This is a genomic window from Pseudarthrobacter sp. NPDC055928, from assembly GCF_042270935.1.
Taxonomy (GTDB): Bacteria; Actinomycetota; Actinomycetes; order Actinomycetales; family Micrococcaceae; genus Arthrobacter.
The window spans coordinates 293,146-318,450 of the sequence record NZ_JBHJZH010000001.1 but is presented as its reverse complement, the minus strand read 5'-3'; the positions used below and the strand labels follow the sequence as shown (position 1 = coordinate 318,450).

Genomic DNA, 25,305 nt, shown 5'->3' with positions numbered 1-25,305 from the left:
TGGCCGACGCTCTCCCACTTTTCGTCCCGGGCTGGGCGGCGAGTGAGAGAGCGTTTGGTTTTAACCGCCAGGAAGTGAGAGAGCGTCGGTGGGGTGGCAGACTGGACCGGTGACTTCGCCGAACGACTCCACCCTCCATCCCGCATCCGACGACGCCTCCACGCCGTCCGAAACGCCATCCCTGGGCTCGGTTGAGGCGGCGCGGATCGCAGTGAGCGCGCTGATCGACGGCGGCGTCGGTTACGTGGTGGTCTCGCCTGGTTCCCGCTCAGCTCCCATGGCGTACGCACTGGCCGAAGCGTCGGCGGCGGGGAAAGTGGAACTGCTGGTACGCATCGATGAACGTTCCGCCGGCTTCACGGCCCTGGGCCTTGCCCTGTCCACCGGCTCCCCGGCAGCCGTCCTCACCACGTCCGGCACCGCCGTCGGGAACCTGATGCCCGCCGTGATGGAGGCCAACCACGCCGCCGTCCCGCTTGTGGTGTTGTCCGCCGACCGCCCGGAGGAGCTGCGCGGCACCGGCGCCAACCAGACCACCATCCAACTGGACCTGTTCGGCGAGCACGTGCGCTTCGCCGCCGACATCGAGGCCGGCACCAGCCCGCTGCGCGCCGTCGAGACCGCGATCTCCGCCGCCACCGGCGCGTTCTCCGACCTCGCTCCGGGCCCTGTCCAGCTCAACCTAGCGTTCCGCGACCCGCTGGTCCCCGCGCCGGAGGAGAAGCTTCCCGCGGCGACCGCCCGGCCTAAGTTCCGCATCGGCACAGACCCCCTCACCATGGACCTTCCGCCAGTCCCCGGTGGCCTGGAGGAACGGCGTACCGTGGTGCTGGCAGGGCACGACGCCGGTCCCGTCGCGGAAGCCTTCGCCCGCGCCCACGGCCTGCCGCTGCTGGCGGAGCCGTCGTCGAACGCCCGTTTTGGCCCGAACGCCGTGGGCCCGTACAGGCTGTTGTTGGAGCATTTCGGGCCGGATTCTTCGCAGCCGGTCGAACGCGTGGTGCTCTTCGGCCGGCCGACGCTGTCCCGGCCTGTTGCTTCGCTGTTGGCCCGGGCGGAGGTGCCGTCCGCGCTGTACCAGCCGGTTCCGGTGGCCTGGTACGAGCCCGGCCGTCGCACGGAACTGCCGCTGGAAAGCCTGGCCGAGCTCGCCGATTTCGCTGGCCGTGGGCCTTCGTCCTGGCTGGATGCCTGGCTCCTGGCAGGGTCCGCCGCGCAGCATGCCCTCGACCAGGTCCTGGCGGGGGAGGCCGCCGCCACGGGGCCGTCCGTGGGCGCACTCGTGTGGCAGCAGTCGCATGGTCAGCTGGTGCTCGGTTCCTCCAACGGCATCCGCGACGTGGACCTCGCAGGCCTGCCCGCAGCCGAACCTGCCGCAACCGTGTACGCCAGCCGCGGCCTCTCCGGGATCGACGGCACCATCTCCACTGCCACCGGAATAGCCCTCGGCGGCCGGCAGCAAACCACCCTACTGCTGGGCGACGTCACGTTCCTGCACGACGCCGGCGGCCTCCTTCTCGGTTCCGGGGAGGCCCAGCCGCCGCTCCGGATCGTGGTGCTTAACGACTCCGGCGGCGCCATCTTCGACCTGCTGGAGCACGGAGCAGTGCGCGAAGCAGGGACGTACGGGGACGCCGTCGAACGCCTCTTCGGCACCCCGCACACGGTGGACCTCGCGGCACTCGCCGCAGCCTACGGCGTCGGGCATTGCTCGGTAAGCACGACGGCGGCACTCGCCGAGGCGCTCGTCCCACCGATCGAGGGCCGCAGCATCATCGAGGTGCGGACTGACCGCCACAGCCTCCGCGCCCTGCACGCCCGCATCAAGGCAGCTGTGTCGGCCGCGGTCAGGGGAGTCCTCGCAGGGTAGTTTCCGCGACGCGGTTTCGGTCCACGGACGCGGATTAACGAGTGTCTTCGGACCGAACCTGCATCCGGCAGCGATGGCGGGTTGTCCACATACGGGGCTCGGTGCCTTACCCGGCCCTTCGCGGTGGTGCGACCGTTTGGGTATGAATCCTCTTCCCCGTCTTATCCTGACGCGACACTTGGCCGACGTCGGCGCGAGTACCCGCCCGCTGCCTGCCGCAGTAAAGGCAGGTTCGTTGGTGCGGATTCGGCAGGGTGTCTACGTCGAGGCGTCTGCCTGGGCTGGGCTCGCCGTATGGCAGCGCTACCGGCTACGGATCGAAGCGGTAGCTGAAACTGCCATCCTCCCGGTAACCTTCTCGCTTCATTCCGCCGCCTCAGTCTGGGGTATTCCCACTATCCAGCGGGGCCAGCCCATCCACGCCCTTACGCTCTTCCGGGGAGGCGGCAGGTCCCGCGCGGGTATTCGGAGGCATCTAGTTGAACCGGGAATGCTCGACGCCGAAATCGTGGACGGTCTGTCCGTTACCTCGCGTCAAACCACGGTGCTTGATATTGCAGCAACCGTCCCGTTTGCCGAGGCTGCGGTTCCACTGGATTACGTGTTAAGGCCGGACCCGGCCCGGGGCCTTCCGGCGCTCACAAAGACTGAACTCCTCGCAGCCATGGCCGGGCGATATTCCGCTGCAGCTGAGCGGCGTGTCAGGTCGGCGGTGGAGTTTGCTGATTTCCGCTCTGGGTCTGCGGGCGAATCGTATAGCCGCGGGCTCATTCATATGGCTGGCTTCGAGGCACCCATCCTGCAATATGAGGTTCGGACTTCCGTTGGCCGTGTGGCTTTCACTGACTTCTACTGGGAAGGCAGCAGGACCGTGGGGGAGTTCGATGGCATCGAAAAGTACCTCAAGCCGGAGTACCTCAAAGGGCGGACGCCCGGGCAGGTTGTGGTGGACGAAAAGCTGCGGGAGGACCGGATCCGGGCAACCGGACGGAATGTAGTCCGGTGGGTGTGGAATGACCTGTGGAGGGGAGGACTGGAAGGCATGCTGTCCTGCGCCGGCGTCCCCCGACGTCCACGGTCCTCATCAGGACGCGGTAAAGGACCCGGGACGCAGAATCGGCCCGGGGACACCCGAAAATGAGTGTCCGCGGGCCGATTCCGTGTCCTACGTTCAGGCGGGCCTATTCCTCGATCTCGATGTGCGTTGGATCCAGGACGCGGCGCAGGAATTCCTTGGTGCGGGCCTGGGTGGGGGCGGAGATGACCCGTTCGGCCACGCCCTCCTCCACCACGACGCCGCCGTCCATGAAGACCACGCGGTCGGCCACTTCGCGGGCGAAGCCCATCTCGTGGGTCACCACCAGCATGGTCATGCCTTCCTTGGCCAGGTTCCGCATAACGGAGAGGACATCGCCAACGGTCTCGGGGTCCAGCGCAGAGGTGGGCTCGTCGAAGAGCATCAGCTCGGGGTTCATGCTCAGCGCCCTGGCAATGGCCACGCGCTGCTGCTGGCCGCCGGAGAGCTGGTCCGGGAAACGGTCGGACAGGTGCCCCAGCCCAACGCGCTCCAGGTTGTGCTGCGCCACCTTGTCCGCCTCGGCCTGGGAGCGCTTGAGCACCTTGGTCTGGGCGATGGTGCAGTTCCGCTTGGCATCCAGGTGCGGGAATAGGTTGAACTGCTGGAACACCATGCCCACCTTGCGGCGCATCCTGTCGATGTCCACTTCAGGGTCCGTGGCTTCGAAGCCGCCCACGTGGATGGCGCCCTCGTTGGGCTGCTCCAGGAGGTTGACGCACCGCAGGAGAGTGGATTTGCCGGACCCGGATGGGCCGATCAGGCACACCACTTCACCGGGCTTTACTTCCAGGCTGATGCCCTTGAGCACCTCGTTGGTGCCGTAGGACTTGCGCAGGTCCTTGATGGAGACACCTGCCGCGTTGACGGTGCCGGGGTTGCCGGCGGAGGAATTTACGACGTCGTTCATGGCTTCCCTGCCTATCGCTTGGTCCGCGCGGAGCGGCTTTCGAACTTCCGGGCCAGGAGGCTCAGCGGGATGGTGATGACCAGGTAGAAGGCACCTGCGACCAGTAGCGGCGTGAGGCCGGCACCCAGGCTGGAGATGCCGTCGCGGCCGAACTTAGTCAGCTCGTACTGCGATGCCGTGAGGCCCAGGACGTAGATCAGCGACGAATCCTTGGTCAGCAGGATGACCTCGTTGGTCAGCGGCGGCAGGACGATCTTGAATGCCTGCGGGATGACGATGGAAACCATGGCCCGCCACTGGGGCATGCCCAGCGAGCGTGCAGCCTCCAGCTGACCCTTGGGCACAGCCTGCAGGCCGGCGCGCAGGGTTTCGGCGATATATGCCGAGGCGACCATACCCAGCGAAACCATGACCACGATAGTCACATTCCAGGAAACGCCGAAGGCCAGGGGCACGCCGTAGCCGAAGGCGATGAACACCAGCAGGGCCGGGATGCCGCGGAAGAATTCGATGTAGCCCGTGGCGATCCAGCGGTACAGCGGGAAGCTGGAGAGCTTCATCAGGGCCAGCAGCAGGCCGCCGGACAGGCCGACGACGAAGCCAAGGAAGGTGTAGATGAGGGTGTTTTTCAGGCCCACCAGGAAGATGTCCGGGAACATCGGGCCGATTTTGCCGAAGTTGAAGACGCTGTTGCCGATGGTCTTCCAGTCCGTGGCGAGGACCAGTGCGGCCATGGCCACAATGAAGATGCCAATCTGGACATACAGGCTCACTCTGGCCCGTTGACGTGCGGTCATTGCCATGGGGTGCTCACATTCGTAGTGCGTGGCTGAGGCCCCGGACGTACTGCGGTTCAGCGTGTCCGGGGCCCCGGCGGCGTGGTTCTCAGGGCGGCGTTGGCCTCAGTTGAATGGGGCCGAAGCGCTGGCTACTTGGCGACTTCGCCGAACCAGGTGGTCTCGAACTTCTCGAGGGTGCCGTCGTCGGTCAGGCGCTTGAGCGTCGCGTTGACCTTTTCGGCCATGGCAGTGTTGCCCTTCTTGATGGAGATGCCCAGCTGCTCACCCGTGGCGAACTTCTCCACTGCCTTGAAGGAGGGGTCGTCCTTGATGGCGTAGCCCAGGACGGACTGGTTGCCCAGCGCGGCGTCGATGGTTCCGGCCTTCAGGGCCTGGACCAGGAGGCCGGTGTCCTCGAACTGCTGTGCGTCGAGGCCCTTCTCGGTGGCGTAGTCGGCGCCAGTGGTGGCCTGCTGCACGCCCACCTTCTTACCCTTGGCGTCGTCCAGGCTCTTGATGCCGGAGTCCTCGCTTGCCACCAGGGCCAGGTCGTCGTCGAGGTATGGGGTGGAGAAGTCCATGACGGCCTTGCGGGTGTCCGTGATGGAGATGGAGGAGATGGAGACGTCGCACTGTGTAAGAGCCGTGCCGGTCTCGATAGCTTCGAAGGAGCTGTCCACTACGTTCAATTCGGCGTTGAGGTCCTTGGCCACCTCAGCGGCGATGTCCATGTCAAACCCGACGATTTTGCCATCCTTCTGGAATTCGAAGGGCTCGTAGGGGACGTCCGAGCAGACGGTGAGCTTACCGGCGTTGACGAGCTGGATGCTGCCATCGGAGGCTGCCGGGGTGGAGCCTCCGCCGCCGCAGGCCGTGAGGGTGAGGGCGCCGGCGGCGAAGATTGCTGCTGCCTTGGCGGTCATTTTGGCCGTGGCCAGGGACTTGAGCTGCATATTTCTTACCTTTTGTTGCAGGGGGAATGCCGTACTAAATCGGTTCATAGTGTAGCGCCGAAAAAGAGATTTGCATCACAGGAAACTTAGTTTCACTATTGGATAACTAAGTTACCGCTAATTTCAAGCCTAGACGAGGGGAAGGTGTCTCGGATTCCGGACACCCCGCCCAACTAAGTAGCAGCAGATGTCGTTCTGAGGCGTCAAAACGACATCTGCTGCTACTTAGTTGGGGAGCGGGGAGGGAACCTAGCTCCTGATGCCCAGCGACTCCAGCATCGGGCGGAACTTGGCCCAGGTCTCTGCCAGCTCAGCTTCGGGCTGGGAACCGTCCACTATGCCGCAGCCGGCATACAGGCGCACGGTGGTCGGCGACTCAATGACAGCCCCACGCAGCGCGATGCCCCACTCGCCGTTGCCGGCCGCATCCAGCCACCCCACGGGCCCGGCATACGGGCCTCGGTCCAGGTGTTCGAGCTTGCGGATCAGTGCACCGGCCACCAGTGTTGGCGTACCGCAAACGGCGGCCGTCGGGTGTAGCGCGTTGATCAGTGCCAGGCAGGTGGGCACGTGCCCTTCTACCTCGGTCAGCTCGGCCTTCACGTCCGACGCCAGGTGCCACACATTGGGCAGTTCGAGGATGAACGGCTCGTCGTGCGCGTTCATTGCCTCCGAGAACGGCGCCAGCTGTGAGGTCAGCGACTGGATGGCGATCTCGTGTTCGTGCCTCTGTTTCTCGGATCCGGCCAGCACGCGTTCGGCGTAGTCCATGGGGATGCCGGCCTCGCCGTGCGCGTCGCGGCGGTCCAGCGTTCCGGCCAGCACGCGGGCTTGGGCGGTCCGGCCCTCCACCTGGATTAGCATCTCCGGGGTGGCGCCCACCAGCCCGTCCACGCCGTACGTCCAGCACTCGCGGTACCGGGCCGACAGCTCCCGCAGCACCTTGGCGGCGTTCACGCCCGTGGGGACGGTGGCCACGATGTCACGCGCCAGCACGAGCTTCTCCAGCGCCCCGGTCCGGATCTCCTCCACGCCCGCGGCGACGGCGGCCATCCAGTCCTCTTCACTCAGCGACCCCGTGTGCAGCGTCGCACCGGCAGCCAACGGCAAAGGGCGGACGACGGCGTGACCCGCCTTGGCGGGAACGGCAGGGGAGGTGCCGTCCCCGGCCGCTGGAGTTGCCGGCGTCGGGCTGCCCGTAAAGGTGAGGGGGGCGCCAGGGTTGCCGCTACTGAGCCAGCGCTCCAGGGCAGCGAGGGCGCCCGCCTCGGTGAGGGCGACGTCGTCGAACGTTAACTGGGTGACCCAGAAGCGGCCGTCCCGGACGCCCACCACGATTTCCGGCACGATCAGCCGGGACTCGTGGGCGGACTTTTTGGAGAACGCGAACGAGCCGAAAGCCACCGGGCCCGTGCCAGGCAGTTCCACGGAGTCTGCGATCTCCGCTTCCAGGACCAGGTGGCGCCACCAAATGTCTGCCTCAAGGAAGCGCTCGGGACCAGTGGCGGTAAACCGGGCGATTTCGCCGAAGCCCACCAGTCCGGCTTCGCGGCGGGTCCAGCAGAGGACGTCGTCCCGGACCAGAAACTGAGGCAGCCCCCCGGGAGATGCTTTTTCATCCAGGGGGACTGTCAGAGTGCGGAACGTTCTCGTCATGATGGGTCCACAGTACTTGAAAGTACTTGGGCCCCTAAGTACTTCTAAGTATCGCAATTGCGCACTCAGCCCCGGAAACCGGCCGTGGTTAGGGGGCCTGCAGAACATTTGAGACAATGACTGGGTGAACCGAGCATCCTTGGATAAGCGTCCGGACGAAGTAGCCACGATGTTTGACGACGTCGCACCTAAATACGATGTCGTCAACGATGTCCTCTCCATGGGGCAGACCCGCCGCTGGCGCAAGGTTGTGGTGGAAGCCATGGAAGTCACGAAGGGCCAGAGAGTCCTGGATCTTGCCGCAGGAACCGGTACCTCAAGCGAGCCATATGCCGATGCAGGCATAGACGTAGTCGCGTGCGATTTCTCCCTCGGAATGCTCAAAGTTGGCAAGCGCCGCCGCCCCGACATCAATTTTGTTGCCGGTGACGCCACCAACCTGCCCTTCGCGGATAACTCCTTTGACGCCAGCACCATCTCGTTCGGGCTGCGGAACGTCAATGAGCCGAAGAAGGCCCTGGCCGAGATGCTTCGGGTTACCAAGCCGGGCGGCAAGCTGGTCATCGCCGAGTTCTCCCAGCCGGTGGTTCCGCTCTGGCGCACCATGTATACCGAATACCTCATGCGTGCCCTGCCGGCTATCGCCATGAAGGTTGCCTCCAATCCGGACGCCTACGTTTACCTCGCCGAGTCCATCCGCGCCTGGCCGGACCAGGACCACCTGGCCGCGTGGCTGCAGGAATCCGGGTGGGAAAAGGTCACGTACCGGAACCTCACCGGCGGAATCGTGGCGGTCCACCGTGCCACCAAGCCGGCTGAAACCGGCCCTGACGGAGCTGCCGCCGCCATCGCAGCGAATAAGGGCCCCGTGGCCAAGCTCCGCCGCAACATCGTCCGCTGACCGCGTGAAAGTACTGATCGTCGGCGCGGGGCCGGCTGGCTCTACCGCCGCGTATTACCTTGCCAAGTCCGGCATCAGCGTGACCGTCCTGGAAAAGACCAGCTTCCCTCGGGAGAAGGTCTGCGGCGACGGCCTAACACCGCGGGCAGTCCGCGAAATCCAGAAACTCGGCCTGCCGCATCCCGAATCCGATGGGTGGCGCCGCAACAAGGGCCTTCGCCTGATCGCCGGCGGGCGCACCATTGAGCTGCCTTGGCCCGAGGTTTCCGACTTTCCGCAGTATGGCCTGATCCGCACGCGCCTTGGTTTCGATGAGGAACTGGCGCGTCACGCCCGGGCGGCCGGCGCCGAGGTCCTGGAACGGCACAGCGTCACCGAGGTCCTGCGCTCGGAGGACGGCCGCGTGACCGGCGTCCGCGCAGCGCTCCTGGACCAGTCCGGACGCAAGACGGGACAGGCGCTCGACTTCAGCGCCGACGTCGTACTCGCCGCCGACGGAAATTCCACGCGCACTGCCGTGTCAGCAGGCCTCCAGAAGCGCGACGACCGGCCACTCGGTGTCGCCGTCCGCACCTACTTCCAGAGCCCCCGCCACGACGACGACTGGATGGAAGGCTGGCTGGAACTCCCCGGGCGGGACGGAAGTCTGCTCCCCGGCTACGGCTGGGTCTTCGGCGTCGGCGACGGCACCTCCAACGTCGGCCTGGGTATCCTCAACTCCTCCAAGGAATTCGGCAAGCTGGACTATAAGCAGGTCCTGCGTGAATGGACCGCCGGCATGCCCGCCGACTGGGGCTTCACCCCGGAAAACCAAGTGGGCGAAATCCGCGGCGCGGCCCTCCCCATGGGCTTCAACCGGACGCCGCACTACTCGCCCGGCCTCCTGCTCCTGGGCGACGCCGGCGGCATGGTCTCCCCGTTCAACGGCGAGGGCATCTCCTACGCGATGGAGTCCGCGCGGTTCGCGGCCGAGTTCATTGTCGACGCCTCCGCACGCTCTTTGGCGGCGGGCGGAACGTACGACGCCGATACTCATCTTTCACGGTACGCGGACTATGTGCGGGACCAGTGGGGATCGCACTTCACGCTTGGCCGCGCATTTGCCGCGCTGATCGGCAAGCCCGCCGTCATGAAGCTTGCGCTCCGGACCGGGATGCCTATTCCAGTCCTGATGCGCTTTGTGGTGCGGCTGCTGGCCAACCTCACCGATCCGTCCGCCAAGGGCTTCGAGGACCGGGCCATCCGCGTCCTGGAGTCGCTGGTTCCGGCCACGTCCAATACACCGTCGGCCTCGAATCAGCGGTATCCGCAACAAAAAGTTAGGGTTAACCCGTGACCAACTCCGCAGACCACAGCTGGACGCATGCCGGGCACGGCCTGCCGGACTCCGAACCCAGCCTCAATACCACCGCCATTGCCACGGGACTTCAGCTGCCCGCGGGCTTTGCGGCGATCGCGGAGGACGCCGAACTGGGCCCCGCCATCACCAACAACCTGGCGCGGGTGGAAAAGAAGCTGCGCGAAGCCATTGCCAACTCGGACCCCCTGGCGGACGCAACGTCGCGTCACCTGGTGGAAGCCGGCGGCAAGCGCATCAGGCCGCTGCTGACGCTGCTCTGCGCCCACCTCGGCGACGCATCCCTGCCTGCCGTGGTGCAGGCGGCCGTAGTGGTGGAGTTGACCCACCTGGCCACGCTGTACCACGACGATGTGATGGACTCGGCCCCGTTCCGCCGTGGCGCCCCCACTGCCCACGAGGTCTGGGGAAACTCCGTGGCCGTCCTCACCGGCGACCTCATCTTTGCCCGTGCGTCCATCCTGGTGTCCGAGCTGGGCTCCCGAGCCCTGGGCATCCAGGCCCGCACCTTCGAGCGGCTGTGCCTGGGCCAGCTGCATGAAACCGTTGGTCCTCGCCCGGACGAGGACCCGGTGGAGCACTACCTCTCGGTCATCGCGGACAAGACAGGGTCATTGGTGGCTGCTTCCGGCCAGCTTGGTGCCATCTTCGCCGGCGCTGACCCCACGTACGAGTCTGTCCTGGTGGAATACGGCGAGAAGGTGGGCGTAGCCTTCCAGCTTGCCGACGACGTCATCGACGTCACCGGCATCAAGGTCAAGTCCGGCAAGTCCCCCGGGACCGACCTCCGCGAAGGTGTCCCCACACTCCCTGTCCTGCTCCTGCGCAAGGCTGCCGAGGATGGCGACCACGCCGCCGTCGAACTTTTGAAGCTGATTGACGGCGACCTGACGTCGGATGAGGCTTTGGCGGCTGCGGTTGCCGGGCTGCGCGAGCATCCCGTGACTGCCGAGTCCTGGGTTGTTGCACGCCGCTGGGCGGATGAAGCCATTGCAGCGTTGGCTCCCTTGCCGGAGGGCGTTGTTAAGACGTCGCTGTCTAATTTCGCCCTGGCTGTGGTGGACCGCGCCAGCTAGTCCTTTGGGGGGGCCCGGGTCCTCTTTTCATCGATTGCTCCGTAACCGCCGTTTCGACACCTCAAAACGGCAGTTATGGAGCAGTCGATGGGGGTGCTTCTTAAACGGAATAGCCCCGATTCTCAGCAACGATACGAGTCATTCGTTGCGTCGAACCGGGGCCATTTCTCCGTTCGCATCAGACCCGCCGGAGGCGTTTAGCGGATCCGTGAACAGTCTATGACAGCCTTGTCACAAGATGCAAGTCTCTTGTTACTGAGCGTGTCACAGGCTTTTCCGGCGTTTCTGACCGGATTGCGTCACTTGTGCTGGCGTGTTGTCCACATAGGGGTGACGCCACCTCCCGCCCGCACGCCCACAGCGACACTCTGGGCTGATGGACATTATTGACTTCCTGATGAGGCAGGGAGGCGCTGCGCGAACCGGGCAATTGACGAAGGCTGGATTTGGCAGGGCCGCGCTCGACCGAGCGGTAGCCGGAGGCCAGGTGGTGCGGGCGAGCCGCGGAGTATATAGCCTTCCGGCAGGCAGCAGTCTCCGCGATGCTCTCACTCACGGAGGCCTGCTGACGTGCGTGTCTGCGGCACCGGTATACAACTTATGGGTGCTGACGGAAACTTGCGTTCTGCACCTCTGCCGCAGCCAGCCAGTTGCCACGTCCAGAATTGTGGAGCACGGCAGGCCCAAACCCCCCCGGCATCGGTGGCTGCCTGTCGCAGGGCTGGCGGATGTGTTGCTGCACAGCCTCCGCTGCCTCCCCGAACTGGAATCACTGGTGATGGTGCAGTCGGCCGTGGGCAGGCGCGATATTGAGCTGGAATTCCTTTATGCCAGGTTGCAGGGGCGTCGCAATGGCAGGGCACGGGCCGTGCTGGACCTGGTTATTCCGCGTGCGGACTCAGTGCTGGAGGTCTTGGCCAACGCGCATTTCCGGAGAGCCGGCCTTCGTTTGCGGAGGCATGTCTTTATCCCCGGCGTTGGTGAGGTCGACTTCCTTATTGAAGAGTGTTTGGTGGTTGAGACTGACGGGTCAACCCACTTCGAGCCCCAGGCTGTCAAACGCGATCAGCGACGAAACAACAGGAGCGTTCTTGGTGGCTATCTGGTGCTCCGCTATTACTACGCCGATGTGGTCTATTCGCCAGACGAGATGGTTGCAGAGGTCCTCGCAGTCCTTGAACTGAGGCGCAACGGCAAATTCGACTCCAAGTGATTACTGTCCTTGGCGTTCAGACGTCAACTGTGAACCAACTTGCGTAACTTATACCGGACGCCGACAGCCTGAGCCCCGCAAAATCAAGGAAGTGAAGCTGCCGGGGCGCTAAAAGTTACGCATTTTGGGCGGGCGCACCCTGAGGACCTAGTCTTCCTCGTCGTTGAACGCCCACTCGAACATGTCAAAGACGAACTCCGAGAAGGTGCCTTCTTCGCTTTTCCACTGGCCGCGGGCGTTGTTGCGTCGGTAGACGATGGGGTCCGGGACGCCGAGGTCGCCCACGCGGAAGCCCCAGGTGAACTGCTCTTCCTCGTCCTCAAGGAACATCAGGAAGCCCTCGTCATCGACTTCGAGTTCTTCGGGGTCCCAGAAGTAGTGGTAGGCCTCCATCAGGTCCTCGCAGCCACCCAACGCAAGGTAGAACTCGCGCAGGACCAAGGGAACCTGGAATTGGTGTTCTTCGAGGGCCGCATCAAGCTCGTCGGCGGGCAGCCCGTCTTCTTCCTGCCATTCGTCTTCGAGATACTTCGGAACAAGCGCGCGGAACTTCTCGAGGAACATGTCAGTCATTGTCATATCGTAGCTAATTCCGGGGTGCTCCTGAGCCGCCGCCAGTCCCAGCAGTCCCACCGGCACCGCCACCGGCACCGCCACCGGGACCAGGGGAACCCTCCACGCCCCGCCGGTGCCAGCCATGCACCGCCAGCGGAACGTACCAGGCCCGACGCCAGGCGATGACGCGGAAGGCGAACACCACAGCCGCCACGGCGCACGCGGTCGCCGCGTTAAAGGAGCCGGTCACCCAGAGGAGCGTGGTCAGGGCCGCCCCGCTGAAGGCCGGCAGTGCATAGAGGTCCCGGGGGTCGAACAGCTGCGGCACCTCATTGGCTGTAATGTCCCGCAGCAGGCCCCCGCCCACCGCCGTCGTCACTCCCAGCAGCACCGCGGCAATGGGGTTCATCCCCATCGTCAGGGCCTTCAGCGTGCCGGTGATGCAGAACAGGGCCAGCCCGCCGGCGTCGAACAGGGTCAGCAGCGAGGTGTACCGCTGGAAGCTGGGAAACAGGAAGTAGACCAGCACTGTGGCAAGGACCGGAGGTGCAAGGTAGGCAGGGTTGGTGAAGGCCGCCGGAGGTCCGGCAGAAAGGATGATGTCGCGGATCACGCCGCCGCCCAGGGACACCAGCGAGGCCAGGAGCAAGGAGCCAATGATGTCGAACTGCTTCCGCGCCGCCAGCAGGGATCCGGAGACCGCGAAGAAGAAGACGCCAGCCAAGTCCAGCCAGACCAGGGCGATGTCAAAAGGAAATGTCATGGAGCGTCCCGGCGGATTTCAAGAGGGCGGACAGGGCGGCTCCAACGTTACGCTAGCGGGTATGAACAGCCCCATCATGATCGCCTGTGCCCACGGGACATCCAGCGTGCAGGGAGCCGCCGAGGTCAACGCCCTCCGCGACGCCATCGCCGCCCTGCGCCCGGGACTCGATGTGCGCGAGGCCTATGTGGATGTGCAGCAGCCGGACCTCGTGGACGTGGTGGCGGGACTGCCGGAGGGGAAGTCCGCCGTCGTGGTGCCCCTGCTCCTGAGCGTGGGGTACCACGTCAAGGTGGACATCGCCCGGGCCGTAAGGAGCCGTCCGGGCAGCCTGGCCGCGGCGCCGCTGGGCCCGGATCCCAGGCTCGCAGCCCTCCTGGACCAGCGCCTCCGCGAAGCCGGCGTCACCGACCGGGACAGCATCGTCCTGGCCGCCGCAGGATCATCCAATCCCAACGCCGCCGTCAGTGTGGAGGAACTCGCCAGCCACCTTGGTGAGCTCCGCAGCAACCGGATCGTGCCCGCCTATGGTGCCTCGGCCAAGCCTTCAGTGCCCGACGCCGTCGCCATGCTTCGCGAGGAAGCTGAAGGCGGTGCCGGGGCAGGGGAGTCCGCCGGAGCGGTTGACCTGGGCGGACGCGTGGTCATCGCCTCCTACCTCCTGGCGCCGGGCTACTTCCACGACCAGCTCGCCAAAGCAGGGGCTGACCTCGTCACTGAGCCGCTGCTGCCCTCGCCCGTGCTCGCCGAGATCGCGCTGGAACGGTACGACGCCGCCGTCGCCAAGGGCCGCGAAGACGCCGAAGCCGCGAAATAGGCAGCCCCGGAATGGGTTCCGGCGATGCACAGCGCGAAGGCATCTTCAAGGCCCTCCGGCGGTTCATGACGAAATATTTCCCTAGGTGACTTAGCGTTTCCGGGCCCTTTGTGACGCTATTCGGGTGGGACCTACAGTCGATGCATGACTGATACAGCTCTAGCCGGAGCGTCCGCGGACCCCGCTGCCGCCAAGCGCCCCGCTCGCCCTTCCCGCCCCGCCGCAAAGCCGCACGGGCAGTGGAAAGTGGACGGCAAAACCCCGCTGAACGCCAACGAAACCTGGAAACAGGAAGATGACGGCCTCAACGTTCGCGAGCGTATCGAGTCCATCTACTCCAAAGAGGGCTTCGATTCCATCCCCGGCCAGGACCTGCACGGCCGCTTCCGCTGGTGGGGCCTGTACACCCAGCGCAAGCCCGGGATCGACGGCGGCAAGACCGCAACGCTCGAACCGCACGAGCTCGAGGACAAGTACTTCATGCTCCGCGTCCGCATCGACGGCGGTGCGCTCACCACCGAGCAGTTGCGCGTCATAGGCCAGATTTCCGTTGACTTCGCGAGGGATTCCGCCGACCTCACCGACCGCCAGAACATCCAGCTGCACTGGATCCGCGTGGAGGACATCCCCGAGATCTGGACCCGCCTGGAAGGTGTTGGCCTGTCCACCACCGAAGCCTGCGGCGACGTGCCCCGTGTCATCCTGGGCTCCCCGGTGGCCGGCATCGCCAAGGACGAAATCATCGACCCCACCCCGCTCATCGCGGAACTGGGCGAGCGGTTCATCGGCAACCCGCTGCTGTCCAACCTGCCCCGCAAGTACAAGACCGCGATCACCGGCCACCCCAGCCAGGACGTGGTCCACGAGATCAATGACTTCGCCCTGGTGGGCGTTGAGCACCCCGAGCTTGGCGTCGGTTACGACCTCTGGGCCGGCGGCGCACTGTCCACCAACCCGATGCTCGGCAAGCGCCTCGGCGCGTTCGTCCGCCCGGAGGAAGCCGCCGAAGTATGGCTCGGCGTCACCAGCATCTTCCGCGACTACGGTTACCGCCGCATGCGCACCAAGGCACGCCTGAAGTTCCTGATGGCCGACTGGGGTCCGGAGAAGTTCCGCCAGATCCTCGAGGACGAATACCTCGGTTACAAGCTGGCCGATGGCCCCGCCGCCCCCAAGCCCACCTCACCGGGCGACCACATCGGCGTGCACGAGCAGAAGGACGGCAAGTTCTTCATCGGCGCCACCCCGCTGGCCGGCCGCCTCTCCGGCGGTCAGCTGGTAAAGCTCGCGGATACGCTTGAGGCCCGCGGCTCCTACCGGCTGCGCACCACCCCGCACCAGAAGCTTGTGGTGCTGGATGTCGCCAAGGACCACGTTGAGCCGCTGGTTGCCGAGCTGGACGCCCTGGGCCTGTCCGCCCGCCCGTCCGTGTTCCGCCGCGGCACCATCGCCTGCACCGGCATCGAATACTGCAAGCTGGCCATCGTCGAAACCAAGGTCACCGCGGCCACCGCGGTTGCCGAGTTGGAACGCCGCCTGGCAGACCTCGCCGCTTCCGGCGAACTGCCCCACGCGCTGTCCCTGCACATCAACGGCTGCCCCAACTCCTGCGCCCGGATCCAGACCGCGGACATCGGCCTCAAGGGCATGATGCTTCCAACGCCCGACGGCGACCCCACCCCGGGTTTCCAGGTCCACCTCGGCGGCGGGCTGGCTTCCACCAGCCGCGAAGAGGCTGGCCTGGGACGCACCGTCCGCGGCCTCAAGGTCTACGTTGAAGACCTGCCGGACTACGTGGAACGCGTCGTCCGCACGTTTGTTGCCCAGCGCGCTGAAGGCCAGACCTTCGCCGAATGGGCGCACGCAGCAGATGAGGAGGCCCTCCAGTGACCGACACCCGACCTGCCACACTTCGCAGCCACGACGAGCTGAAAGCCCTCGCTGAGTCCGGGGCCGCCGAGCTCGGCTGGGACGCCCCGGCCCGCGACGTGATCGCGTGGGTGGAACGCAACTTTGACCTCTCCTCAGTGGCTGTCGCGTGCTCCATGGCTGACGCCGTCCTTCCGGCGCTGGTCGCGGACCAGATGCCCGGCGTCGACGTCCTGTTCCTGGAGACCGGGTACCACTTTCCGGAAACCTACGCCACGCGCAATGAAGTGGCAGCGAACCTCCGCGTCAACGTTGTGGACGTGTTGCCGGAAAACACCGTGGAACAGCAGGACCGGCTCCTCGGCAAGGATCTCTTTGCCCGCGACGCCGCCCAGTGCTGCGCCCTCCGCAAAGTGGCCCCGCTTCGCCGCACCCTTGCCGGCTACGAACTCTGGTTCACCGGCGTGCGCCGCGACGAAGCCCCCACCCGGACCAACACACCGCTGGTCACGTGGGACGCAGTCAACGGCCTGGTCAAGGTCAACCCGGTGGCAGCGTGGACCTTCGACCAGCTGGTCCAGTACTCCGACGACAACCTCCTGCCCGTGAACCCGCTGCTTTCCCAGGGTTACCCCTCCATTGGCTGCCAGCCCTGCACCCGGAAGGTGGCGCCGGGCGACGACCCCCGCGCCGGCCGCTGGGCAGGGACCGACAAGACAGAATGCGGACTACACGTATGAGCACTTTCCTAACTGAGGAGACTACCCAGGTGACTGAAGCCGCCGTATCCACGCGCCTCTCCAGCCTGGACGCCCTTGAGTCCGAAGCCATCCACATCATCCGCGAAGTTGTGGCCGAGTTCGAGAAGCCCGCGCTGCTGTTCTCCGGCGGCAAGGACTCCGTGGTGATGCTGCACCTCGCCACCAAAGCGTTCTGGCCGGGCAAGGTTCCGTTCCCCGTGCTGCACGTGGACACCGGCCACAACTTCCCCGAAGTCATCGATTTCCGAGACCGCACTGTCGAACGGCTGGGGCTCAAGCTCGTCGTCGGCTCCGTGCAGGAGTTCATCGACCGCGGCGAGCTGGCCGAGCGCGCCGACGGCACCCGCAACCCGCTGCAGACCGTCCCGCTGCTGGACGCCATCTCGAAGAACAAGTTCGACGCCGTCTTCGGTGGCGGCCGCCGTGACGAGGACAAAGCCCGCGCCAAGGAGCGCATCCTGAGCCTCCGCGACGAGTTCGGCCAGTGGGACCCGCGCAACCAGCGCCCCGAACTGTGGAACCTCTACAACGGCCGCCACACCGTGGGCCAGCACGTCCGCGCGTTCCCCATCAGCAACTGGACCGAGCTGGACATTTGGCGCTACATCGAGCGCGAGAACATCGAGCTGCCCGGCCTGTACTACGCCCACAGCCGTGAAGTCTTTGCCCGCGATGGCATGTGGCGCGCCGTCGGCGAGGTTTCCCAGCCGCTGCCGCATGAAGAAGTCATCACCAAGACGGTCCGCTACCGCACCGTAGGCGACATGTCCTGCACCGGTGCCGTTGAATCGGCCGCAGCCACCGTGAGCGACGTTGTGATCGAAGTTGCCGCCTCCACCATCACCGAACGTGGTGCCACCCGTGCAGATGACCGCATCTCCGAGGCAGCCATGGAAGACCGCAAGAAGGATGGTTACTTCTAAATGAGCACCGAAACTTCACTCCTGGCCGCGGAGCTGGAAACAGCCCTGCCCACCACGCTGTTCCGCTTCGCCACAGCAGGATCGGTCGACGACGGCAAGTCCACTTTGGTGGGCCGCCTCCTTCACGACTCCAAGGCGATCCTCGCTGACCAGCTCGACGCCGTCGCACGCACGTCCGCGGACCGCGGCTTCGGCGGCGCGGGTGCCACCGGCACCCAAGCGATCGACCTGGCCCTCCTCACCGATGGCCTGCGTGCCGAGCGCGAGCAGGGCATCACCATCGACGTGGCCTACCGCTACTTCGCCACCGACCAGCGCAGCTTCATCCTGGCCGACTGCCCCGGCCACGTTCAGTACACCAAGAACACGGTGACCGGCGCGTCCACTGCGGATGCCGTCGTCGTACTCATTGACGCCCGCAAGGGTGTCCTGGAGCAGACCCGCCGGCACCTGTCCGTGCTGCAGCTGCTGCGGGTGGCGCACGTGATCGTGGCCGTGAACAAGATTGACCTCGTGGACTTCAGCGAGTCCGTGTTCCGTGAGATCCAGGCCGATGTGCAGCAGGTGGCCCGTGAACTGGGCATCGGCGCGGCTGCGCTGGGGACCGCGGACCACATCGACGACCTCCTGGTGATCCCGGTGTCCGCCCTCGAGGGCGACAACGTGGTGGACCGTTCCGAGCGCACGCCCTGGTATGACGGCCCGGCCCTGCTGGAGGTCCTCGAAACCCTGCCGGCCGCCGACGAGATCGACACCCAGCTGGAGAGCTTCCGCTTCCCGGTGCAGCTGGTCATCCGACCGCAGGGTGCGCTGGCTCCGGACGCCGTGGCTGCCGGCCTGGATGTTGAGGCCTACCGCGACTACCGGGCGTACGCCGGCCAAATTACCGAGGGTTCCGTGAAGGTGGGGGACAAGGTTGCTGTGCTGACGCCCGGCCAGGCCCCCCGCACCACCACGGTGACCGGCATCGACTTCGCCGGGGAGTCACTGCAGGAGGCGTTCGCGCCGCAGTCCGTGGCGATCCGCCTGGCCGAGGAATTCGACGTCGCCCGCGGTGACACCATCGCCGCCGCCGGGACTGTCCGGGAGTCCTCCGCAGACCTCTACGCCGCGCTGTGCTGGCTTTCGCCCAAGCCTTTGCGGGAAGGTGCCAAGGTGCTGGTGAAGCACGGCACCCGCACCGTCCAGGCGCTGGTCCGCAACGTCAATGGCAAGCTGGACCTGGCTTCCTTCAAGCTTGAAGCCGCGTCCAGCCTGGAACTGAACGACATCGGCCACGCGCAGCTCCGGCTTTCCGCACCGCTGCCACTGGAGAACTACCTGCACCACCGCCGTACCGGCGCGTTCCTGGTGATCGATCCGCTGGACGGCAACACGCTGGCCGCGGGCCTGGTCAAGGACCACCCCGGCGACCACGAGGACGAGCGCTACTCCATCTGAGATTGTCCCGAAACCGCGGCTTGTTCGCAGATCCTGACCTTCACGGGCCGGTTTTGCGAACAAGCCGCGGTTTTGTCGTTTTCGTATCCTTAAGGGTGGGAGGCGAAGCGTGGAGACCATCAACAGCAAGCTCATGAGCTGGGCCTCGATCCTGGACGCCAAGACCCTTGAGCAGGCGCTGGCCACCTCCACGCTGCCCTTCATCTACCCGCACCTTGCCCTGATGCCGGACGCGCACCTGGGCAAGGGCGCCACCGTGGGTTCGGTGATCCCCACCCTCCACGCCATCGTTCCGGCCGCCGTCGGAGTGGACATCGGCTGCGGCATGATCGCCGTGCGGACCCAGTACTCAGTGAAGGAACTGCCCCGGGACCGGAAACGGCTGCGCGAGGACATCGAACGGGCCATTCCGCTGTCCGCCGGCCACAACAACCGGTCAGTCCAGGCCACCGCCGAGCCACGGATCGCCGAGCTCAAGAAACTGGCGGCCACGGCGGGCTTCAACCCGGCCCAGTACCTGGCGAAGTGGGAACTGCAGCTGGGCTCCCTGGGGTCCGGGAACCACTTCATCGAGGTCTCCGCAGACGAGACCGACGCCGTCTGGCTGTTCCTGCACTCCGGCTCACGAGGCGTCGGCAACAAAATCGCCCAGCATCACATCGGCGTCGCCCAGCAGGTGACCCGGAAACGGGGGACCAGGCTGCCCGACCCCGACCTCGCCTACCTGGAGGAGGGCACGTCCGAGTTCAGGCGGTATATCGAGGAGCTGCGCTGGGCCCAGCATTTCGCGCTGCTGAACCGCGAGGAAATGATGGACCGGGTCATCACGCAGTTCAGCCATTGGGTGGGCGGGCATGTCAGGGAACGCGAACGCATCAACTGCCACCACAACTTCACCCAGCTGGAGACGCACTACGGCAAGTCCGTGTGGGTCTCACGCAAGGGAGCTATCAGGGCAGAGCCCGGCGATCCGGGACTTATTCCGGGTTCCATGGGGACGGCGTCGTACGTTGTGGAAGGCCTGGGCAACCCGGTGTCGCTGAATTCCTCACCGCACGGTGCCGGCCGGGAGTACTCCCGGAACGCCGCCCGCAAGACCTTCACCCTCGCCGAACTGAAGGAGGCGATGCACGGGATCGAGTTCCGCGCCTCTGAGGCCTTCATCGACGAGATCCCGGCCGCCTACAAGCCCATCGATGTGGTGATGCGGGACGCCGCGGACCTGGTGAAGGTACGGCACAAGCTGCGCCAGCTGGTCAACGTCAAGGGCAACTGAAGGCGCAGCTTGGGCAGCGAATGTGACGTCAGATGAACCTGCGTGACCCCCCGTTTCTGCTTCGTTGAACGGGCAATCGGCACTCCCTATGGTGAAACAATGACTAGTTCCAAGCCCGGGATGACCCGGATCGTGGCCGGTGAAAGCGCGGTGCCCAGGCGCAAGCGTGCCATTGAGGCTGCGTTGGCCATTGGGCTGGTCCTCCTGATCGCCGTCGGCGCCGTGGTGGCGTCCAGCATTTCGCGTAACACTGACGCCCAGGCCGCGACGCCGTCGCCCACCCCCGCTGAAGAACTGAAGCTCGGCTACTTCGGCAACATCACGCACGCCGCAGCACTCGTGGGCATCAACCAGGGCTTCCTGGCCAAGGAACTGGGCACCACGAATCTCAGCACCGAAACCTTCAACGCCGGACCCGCCGCCATTGAGGCCCTGAACGCCGGAGCCATCGACGCCGCCTACATCGGCCCGAACCCGGCCATCAATTCCTTCGTCAAGAGCCAGGGTGAATCCGTCAGCGTCATCGCCGGTGCCGCCGCCGGCGGTGCCCAGCTGGTGGTCCGGCCCGAAATCGAGTCCGCCGCGGACCTGAGGGGCAAGACCCTCGCGTCCCCGCAGCTGGGCGGAACGCAGGACGTGGCGCTGCGCGCCTGGCTTGGTTCGCAAGGGTACGACACGAACGTTGATGGCAGCGGCGATGTGGCCATCAACCCCACTGAAAATGCCCAGACGCTCAAGCTGTTCCAGGACGGAAAGCTCGACGGCGCGTGGTTGCCTGAGCCGTGGGCCTCGCGCCTGGTGCTCCAGGCCGGAGCCAAGGTGCTGGTGGACGAAAAGGACCTCTGGGACGGTTCAGCGTCCGGCAAACCGGGGGAGTTCCCCACCACCATTCTGATCGTCAACAAGGCCTTCGCGGCGGCGCACCCGGACACGGTCAAGGCCCTCCTCCGCGGGCACGCCAAGTCCGTGGCCTGGCTCAACGACACCCCGTCCGCGGAAAAGGCGGCCGTCATCAATGCCGCGCTGCAGGAATCCGCTGGCGCCGCCCTGCCTGCCGACGTCATCGACCGGTCCCTGAAGAACATCATTTTCACGGTGGATCCGCTGGCCGGAACCTACCCCAAGCTCCTGAAGGACGGGGTGGACGCCGGCACCACCAAGCAGGCGGACATCAACGGCCTGTTCGACCTCCGGGCACTGAACGAAGTCACCGGAAAGTCGATCTCCGCAGCCGGCCTCGGCCAGGACTGACGACGCAACCGCACACCACCCCAGCAACCGCACCACCAACGTAAGGACGGGACCATGCCAGTCGTACTGGAGAACCTGGGCAAGCGCTTCGGCGACGGCGCCCCGGTGCTGGACGACGTCAACGCCAACATCGCGTCTGGCGAGTTTGTCGCCCTCCTCGGTGCTTCCGGCTGCGGCAAATCCACCCTGCTGAACATCATGGCGGGACTTGAGCTCCCGACGTCGGGCGCCTTGGAGGTGCCCAGCGACGGCGCAGCCTTTATGTTCCAGGACGCCGCCCTGTTTCCGTGGCTCACGGCCCGGGAGAACATCGAGCTGGCCCTGCAGCTGCGGGGAGTGGGTAAGGCCGAGCGCCGCGCCAAGGCCAACGAGCTGCTGGAACTGGTGCACCTCGGCGAAGCCGGGGACAAGCGCCCGCATGAGCTCTCCGGCGGCATGCGCCAGCGTGTTTCGCTGGCTCGCTCGCTCGCCCAGGACCGGCAGCTGCTGCTCATGGATGAGCCGTTCGCGGCCCTTGATGCCATCACGCGCGACCTCCTCCACGACGAGCTGGAACGCATCTGGAAGGAAACCGGGCGGACCATCGTTTTTGTGACCCACAACGTCCGCGAGGCCGTGCGGCTGGGCCAGCGCGTGCTGCTGCTGTCCTCCCGCCCGGGCCGGGTAGTGGAGGAATGGGCCGTCACTGAGGAACACCGAACCGACGCCGGCCTGGCCGGACAGCTGACCGGGGTCATTACCGCCCGGCTCCGGGAGGAGATTCGCCGCCATGCCAAATAACCCCACACCCCTGGCCGAGAGTAACGCTGTGGTGGAGCCTGCAGAGACCCAGCCCGAGTCCCGGCACATCCACGCAGCCCTGACCCGGACCTCCACCGGTCGCGAGGACCTGCGCGAGCTGGAATCCGGCCTGGACTCCCTGCAGTCCGACGCCGCCCGCAAGGCACGCATCGACTGGAGCCGTATCCTGCTGCCGGTAGCCGCCCTGGTGGTCCTGGTCCTGATGTGGCAGTTCTATGTTTCCCTTGGCGTGAAACGCCGCGACCTCGTGCCCGGCCCGCTCGATGTCCTGGGCCAGGTCGGCGTCCTTTGGGGCGAAGGCAAACTCCAGGAAGCGGTCTGGACCTCGCTGCAGCGCGGGCTGGTCGGGTTCCTGATCAGCGTCGCCATCGCCACCCCGGTGGGACTCCTGCTGGCCCAGGTTGCTCCGCTGCGCCGGGCCTTCGGACCGCTGATTTCCGGACTTCAGGTGCTGCCTTCAGTGGCCTGGGTTCCGGCCGCGATTATCTGGTTCGGACTGACCGACGCCACTGTCTACTTCGTGGTGTTCATGGGCGCCATCCCGTCCATCATCAACGGCCTGATCTCCGGCGTGGACCAGATCCCGCCGCAGTACCGCCGTGTGGGCACGGTCCTGGGCGCGAACCGCCTCCAGATGGCCGTGCAGATCATCCTGCCCGCGGCCCTTCCCGGCTACCTCGGCGGACTGAAGCAGGGCTGGGCGTTCTCGTGGCGTTCCCTGATGGCGGCGGAAATCATCGCCGTGGGCGGCACTATCGGCTTCGGCCTCGGCTCGTTGCTTGACCAGGGCCGCATCCTGTCCGACATGACCGTGGTGATGTCCGCGATCCTGCTCATCCTCGGCGTCGGCATCCTGATCGAACTGCTCGTCTTTGCACCGATTGAGAAGAGACTCCTCCGCAGCCGCGGCCTCCTCTCCGGCAGCACCCGCTGACCCCTCCGAAAACTGGACTGCAGGGCCCTACGGCGAGTACCGCCGTCGGGCCCTGCTGTTTGCCGCCACCCAATGGCGTAAGTTTTGGCCAGCCCGGATGCCCAGAGGCCCGGAAATCCGCGGGACCCAACGCCGGGCCGTCCCAAAAGTGACGCATTTGCATCGCCGGGCACAAGCCGAAGGTCTGGCAGACTGGCGCCATGACTGTGAGCTTCGTGTGCCGCACTGAATCTTCCCTCCCCAGGGAGCGGCTTTTTGACCTGGCCCGCAGCATTGACGCGCATGTTGACTCGCAAAAGGGCGCCGGGGAACGTGCCGTCGGTGGCGTGGTGACCGGGCTGATCGGTGAGGGTCAGGAGGTGACCTGGCGGGCCCGGCATTTCGGCATCCCATTGACGATGACCAGCAGGATCACGGCCCTCGAGTTTCCAACCAGCTTCACGGACGAGCAGGTCAGCGGCCCGTTTAAGGCCTTCCGCCACGTCCATGAGTTCCAGTCCATGGCCACGGGCACCATCATGACCGACCGTGTGGAGTTCACGGCGCCGTTCGGGTTCCTGGGCCGGCTGGCGGAGAACCTGATCCTCCGGCGGTACCTGATGCGGCTGATCAGCAACCGCGGCCGGTTCCTGGCAGGCACCGGTAGCCGAACTGGGGCACATTGACACGGACACGGCGCGGATTGAGCCTGCCTAGGGCCCGAATCGCCGCCTATGTGCCCCACAACGGCGCCTTTTTGAGGCCCTGCCCTATGTGACGCAGCGTTACCTTACGTGAACTGGTGTTTCCGCGCCGTTGTTGGCGAATGTGACGGCGCCCTACCGTTGATCCATGGCAATTCAGGATATTTACCCCACAGCACTGCGGCTGCTCGGCCGCCCCGTGCTGGTGGTGGGCGGCGGACCCGTTGCCGCGCGCCGCGCCAAGGGGCTGCTCGACGCCGGTGCTCGCGTTACCGTCGTGGCTCCCGTTGCCTGCCAGGCCCTGGTGGTACTGGCCGACTCCGGCCTCGTCACCTGGGAGCCGCGCACGTACCTTCCGTCCGACGTCGACGGCGTCTGGTTTGTCCAGACGGCCACGGGCAATTCCGCCGTGGACACCCAGGTATCAGCCGACGCCGAGGCACAGCGCATCTGGTGCGTCAACGCCTCCGACCACGAAGCCTCAGCCGCGTGGACCCCCGCCGTCGCTGTAGTGGACGACGTACAGATTGCGGTGAACGCCGGGGGAGACCCGCGCCGGGCCATGGCATTGCGCAACGCCGTTGCCACCGCCCTGGAAACGGGGGATCTCCCGCTGCGCCGCCGTCGGGCTCCGAAAAACGCAGGTTCCGTTGCACTCGTGGGCGGCGGGCCGGGCGACACCGGCCTCATCACAGTCCGCGGCCGCCGCCTCCTGGGCCAGGCCGACGTCGTGGTGGCAGACCGCCTCGGCCCGCGCGAATTGCTTAACGAACTCGCTCCGGATGTCCGCGTCATCGAGGTGGGCAAGACCCCGGGGAATCATCCTGTGCCGCAGGCCGGGATCAACCGGATCCTTGTCGAAGAAGCCCTCAAGGGCCACCGAGTGGTTCGGCTCAAGGGCGGCGACCCGTATGTACTTGGCCGCGGCGGTGAGGAAGCCGAATACTGCCGGCAGCACGGCGTCGAGGTTGAGGTGGTCTCCGGCGTCACGTCCGCGATCTCCGTTCCCGCCGCCGCAGGTATTCCTGTGACGCACCGCGGCCTGGCCAAGGGATTCAGCGTGGTCACCGGCCACGAGGAACTTTCCGAAGTCCCGGCCCGTCCTGACCACACTGTAGTCCTGCTGATGGGAGTGGCCGCCCTCCGGGATTCCGCTGCCGCCCTGGCCGCCGCCGGTTTGCCTCTGGACACTCCAGTTGGCATCGTTGAGAACGGCTATCTGCCGAATCAGCGCGTGACCATCGGCACGCTCGGTTCCATCGCCGACCAGGCGGAAGCCACCGGCGTCGCGAATCCCGCAGTGATTGTGATCGGTGACGTGGTGCGCGTGAGCCCTTTCGCGCCGTCGCACTTCAAGACAGCCGACTACAGCACCACCAGTCCGAACAAGCCCCGAGTCCTCACCACCTAGCCCCCACCCAACTAGGTAGCAGCAGATGTTG

At 65.8% G+C, this 25,305-nt stretch carries 23 protein-coding genes and 1 pseudogene; 18 read left to right on the top strand and 6 right to left on the bottom strand.

Features of this window, described 5'->3' with window-relative positions:
* Window positions 1-109 precede the first annotated feature (109 nt).
* Window positions 110-1,870 carry a 2-succinyl-5-enolpyruvyl-6-hydroxy-3-cyclohexene-1-carboxylic-acid synthase gene (menD, locus tag ACFC25_RS01540; RefSeq protein WP_376043495.1) on the top strand — a complete coding sequence of 587 codons (1,761 nt, stop codon included), beginning with the start codon at window positions 110-112 and terminating at the stop codon, window positions 1,868-1,870.
* Between the two features lie 142 nt (window positions 1,871-2,012).
* Window positions 2,013-3,011 (top strand): hypothetical protein, encoded by a 999-nt coding sequence (locus ACFC25_RS01535; RefSeq protein WP_376043492.1) that lies wholly within the window; start codon window positions 2,013-2,015, stop codon window positions 3,009-3,011.
* A 40-nt stretch (window positions 3,012-3,051) separates the two neighbouring features.
* Here the strand turns inward: ACFC25_RS01535 and ACFC25_RS01530 are convergent, their stop codons facing one another.
* The 4 genes from ACFC25_RS01530 to ACFC25_RS01515 all read right to left on the bottom strand — a co-directional run bounded on the left by ACFC25_RS01530 (window position 3,052) and on the right by ACFC25_RS01515 (window position 7,243).
* Window positions 3,052-3,855 (bottom strand): amino acid ABC transporter ATP-binding protein, encoded by an 804-nt coding sequence (locus tag ACFC25_RS01530; protein WP_337346234.1) that lies wholly within the window; start codon window positions 3,853-3,855, stop codon window positions 3,052-3,054.
* Window positions 3,856-3,866: 11 nt separating this feature from the next.
* Window positions 3,867-4,658: an amino acid ABC transporter permease gene (locus ACFC25_RS01525; RefSeq protein WP_337351736.1), complete on the bottom strand. Its 792-nt coding sequence runs from the start codon at window positions 4,656-4,658 to the stop codon at window positions 3,867-3,869.
* A gap of 125 nt (window positions 4,659-4,783) precedes the next feature.
* Window positions 4,784-5,587 (bottom strand): ABC transporter substrate-binding protein, encoded by an 804-nt coding sequence (locus ACFC25_RS01520; RefSeq protein ID WP_376043487.1) that lies wholly within the window; start codon window positions 5,585-5,587, stop codon window positions 4,784-4,786.
* 249 nt (window positions 5,588-5,836) lie between these two features.
* A complete protein-coding gene (locus ACFC25_RS01515; protein WP_376043485.1) occupies window positions 5,837-7,243 on the bottom strand; it encodes an isochorismate synthase MenF in 1,407 nt (468 codons plus the stop codon).
* A gap of 124 nt (window positions 7,244-7,367) precedes the next feature.
* On the opposite strand from ACFC25_RS01515, the gene ACFC25_RS01510 reads away from it, so the two are divergent.
* The 5 genes and pseudogenes from ACFC25_RS01510 to ACFC25_RS01490 all read left to right on the top strand — a co-directional run bounded on the left by ACFC25_RS01510 (window position 7,368) and on the right by ACFC25_RS01490 (window position 11,790).
* Window positions 7,368-8,144, top strand: coding sequence for a demethylmenaquinone methyltransferase (locus ACFC25_RS01510; protein WP_376043483.1), 777 nt, complete (start codon window positions 7,368-7,370; stop codon window positions 8,142-8,144).
* 4 nt (window positions 8,145-8,148) lie between these two features.
* Complete coding sequence (locus tag ACFC25_RS01505; protein WP_376043480.1) at window positions 8,149-9,480, top strand: geranylgeranyl reductase family protein; 1,332 nt, start codon at window positions 8,149-8,151, stop codon at window positions 9,478-9,480.
* On the top strand, window positions 9,477-10,577 hold the full coding sequence (locus ACFC25_RS01500) for a polyprenyl synthetase family protein (RefSeq protein ID WP_337346240.1): 1,101 nt from the start codon (window positions 9,477-9,479) through the stop codon (window positions 10,575-10,577). Before ACFC25_RS01505 ends, ACFC25_RS01500 begins: the two co-directional genes overlap by 4 nt.
* Window positions 10,578-10,953: 376 nt before the next feature.
* Window positions 10,954-11,040 (top strand): annotated as a pseudogene (locus tag ACFC25_RS01495) (hypothetical protein); the annotation flags it as partial.
* 267 nt (window positions 11,041-11,307) lie between these two features.
* Window positions 11,308-11,790 (top strand): endonuclease domain-containing protein, encoded by a 483-nt coding sequence (locus ACFC25_RS01490; protein ID WP_376043966.1) that lies wholly within the window; start codon window positions 11,308-11,310, stop codon window positions 11,788-11,790.
* Between the two features lie 147 nt (window positions 11,791-11,937).
* Here ACFC25_RS01490 and ACFC25_RS01485 read toward each other — a convergent pair whose 3' ends face one another.
* Together ACFC25_RS01485 and ACFC25_RS01480 are read right to left on the bottom strand one after the other, a co-directional pair.
* Window positions 11,938-12,363 carry a hypothetical protein gene (locus ACFC25_RS01485; RefSeq protein WP_337346241.1) on the bottom strand — a complete coding sequence of 142 codons (426 nt, stop codon included), beginning with the start codon at window positions 12,361-12,363 and terminating at the stop codon, window positions 11,938-11,940.
* Between the two features lie 13 nt (window positions 12,364-12,376).
* Complete coding sequence (locus ACFC25_RS01480) at window positions 12,377-13,108, bottom strand: trimeric intracellular cation channel family protein (RefSeq protein ID WP_376043476.1); 732 nt, start codon at window positions 13,106-13,108, stop codon at window positions 12,377-12,379.
* 61 nt (window positions 13,109-13,169) lie between these two features.
* Between ACFC25_RS01480 and ACFC25_RS01475 the strand changes: the two genes are divergently transcribed.
* The 11 genes from ACFC25_RS01475 (at window position 13,170) to cobA (ending at window position 25,274) form a co-directional block, all read left to right on the top strand.
* Complete coding sequence (locus ACFC25_RS01475) at window positions 13,170-13,925, top strand: sirohydrochlorin chelatase (RefSeq protein WP_376043474.1); 756 nt, start codon at window positions 13,170-13,172, stop codon at window positions 13,923-13,925.
* A 144-nt stretch (window positions 13,926-14,069) separates the two neighbouring features.
* Window positions 14,070-15,815, top strand: a complete 1,746-nt coding sequence (locus ACFC25_RS01470; RefSeq protein ID WP_376043472.1) for a nitrite/sulfite reductase — start codon at window positions 14,070-14,072, stop codon at window positions 15,813-15,815.
* A complete protein-coding gene (locus tag ACFC25_RS01465; protein ID WP_376043469.1) occupies window positions 15,812-16,534 on the top strand; it encodes a phosphoadenylyl-sulfate reductase in 723 nt (240 codons plus the stop codon). Before ACFC25_RS01470 ends, ACFC25_RS01465 begins: the two co-directional genes overlap by 4 nt.
* Window positions 16,531-17,478 carry a sulfate adenylyltransferase subunit CysD gene (cysD, locus tag ACFC25_RS01460; RefSeq protein WP_337346246.1) on the top strand — a complete coding sequence of 316 codons (948 nt, stop codon included), beginning with the start codon at window positions 16,531-16,533 and terminating at the stop codon, window positions 17,476-17,478. Before ACFC25_RS01465 ends, cysD begins: the two co-directional genes overlap by 4 nt.
* Window positions 17,479-18,918 (top strand): GTP-binding protein, encoded by a 1,440-nt coding sequence (locus tag ACFC25_RS01455; RefSeq protein ID WP_337346247.1) that lies wholly within the window; start codon window positions 17,479-17,481, stop codon window positions 18,916-18,918. It begins immediately after the preceding gene.
* Between the two features lie 109 nt (window positions 18,919-19,027).
* Window positions 19,028-20,194, top strand: a complete 1,167-nt coding sequence (locus tag ACFC25_RS01450; protein ID WP_376043464.1) for an RtcB family protein — start codon at window positions 19,028-19,030, stop codon at window positions 20,192-20,194.
* Window positions 20,195-20,314: 120 nt separating this feature from the next.
* Window positions 20,315-21,445 carry an ABC transporter substrate-binding protein gene (locus tag ACFC25_RS01445; RefSeq protein WP_376043964.1) on the top strand — a complete coding sequence of 377 codons (1,131 nt, stop codon included), beginning with the start codon at window positions 20,315-20,317 and terminating at the stop codon, window positions 21,443-21,445.
* A 54-nt stretch (window positions 21,446-21,499) separates the two neighbouring features.
* The gene (locus tag ACFC25_RS01440) at window positions 21,500-22,225 is read left to right on the top strand and encodes an ABC transporter ATP-binding protein (protein WP_376043461.1); all 726 of its coding nucleotides are present in this window, start codon (window positions 21,500-21,502) and stop codon (window positions 22,223-22,225) included.
* Window positions 22,215-23,180 (top strand): ABC transporter permease, encoded by a 966-nt coding sequence (locus ACFC25_RS01435; RefSeq protein WP_376043458.1) that lies wholly within the window; start codon window positions 22,215-22,217, stop codon window positions 23,178-23,180. The genes ACFC25_RS01440 and ACFC25_RS01435 overlap by 11 nt, the downstream gene beginning before the upstream one ends.
* A 200-nt stretch (window positions 23,181-23,380) precedes the next feature.
* On the top strand, window positions 23,381-23,845 hold the full coding sequence (locus ACFC25_RS01430; RefSeq protein ID WP_376043455.1) for a cyclase: 465 nt from the start codon (window positions 23,381-23,383) through the stop codon (window positions 23,843-23,845).
* A gap of 166 nt (window positions 23,846-24,011) precedes the next feature.
* Window positions 24,012-25,274: a uroporphyrinogen-III C-methyltransferase gene (cobA, locus tag ACFC25_RS01425; protein ID WP_376043453.1), complete on the top strand. Its 1,263-nt coding sequence runs from the start codon at window positions 24,012-24,014 to the stop codon at window positions 25,272-25,274.
* The last annotated feature ends 31 nt before the right edge of the window (window positions 25,275-25,305 follow it).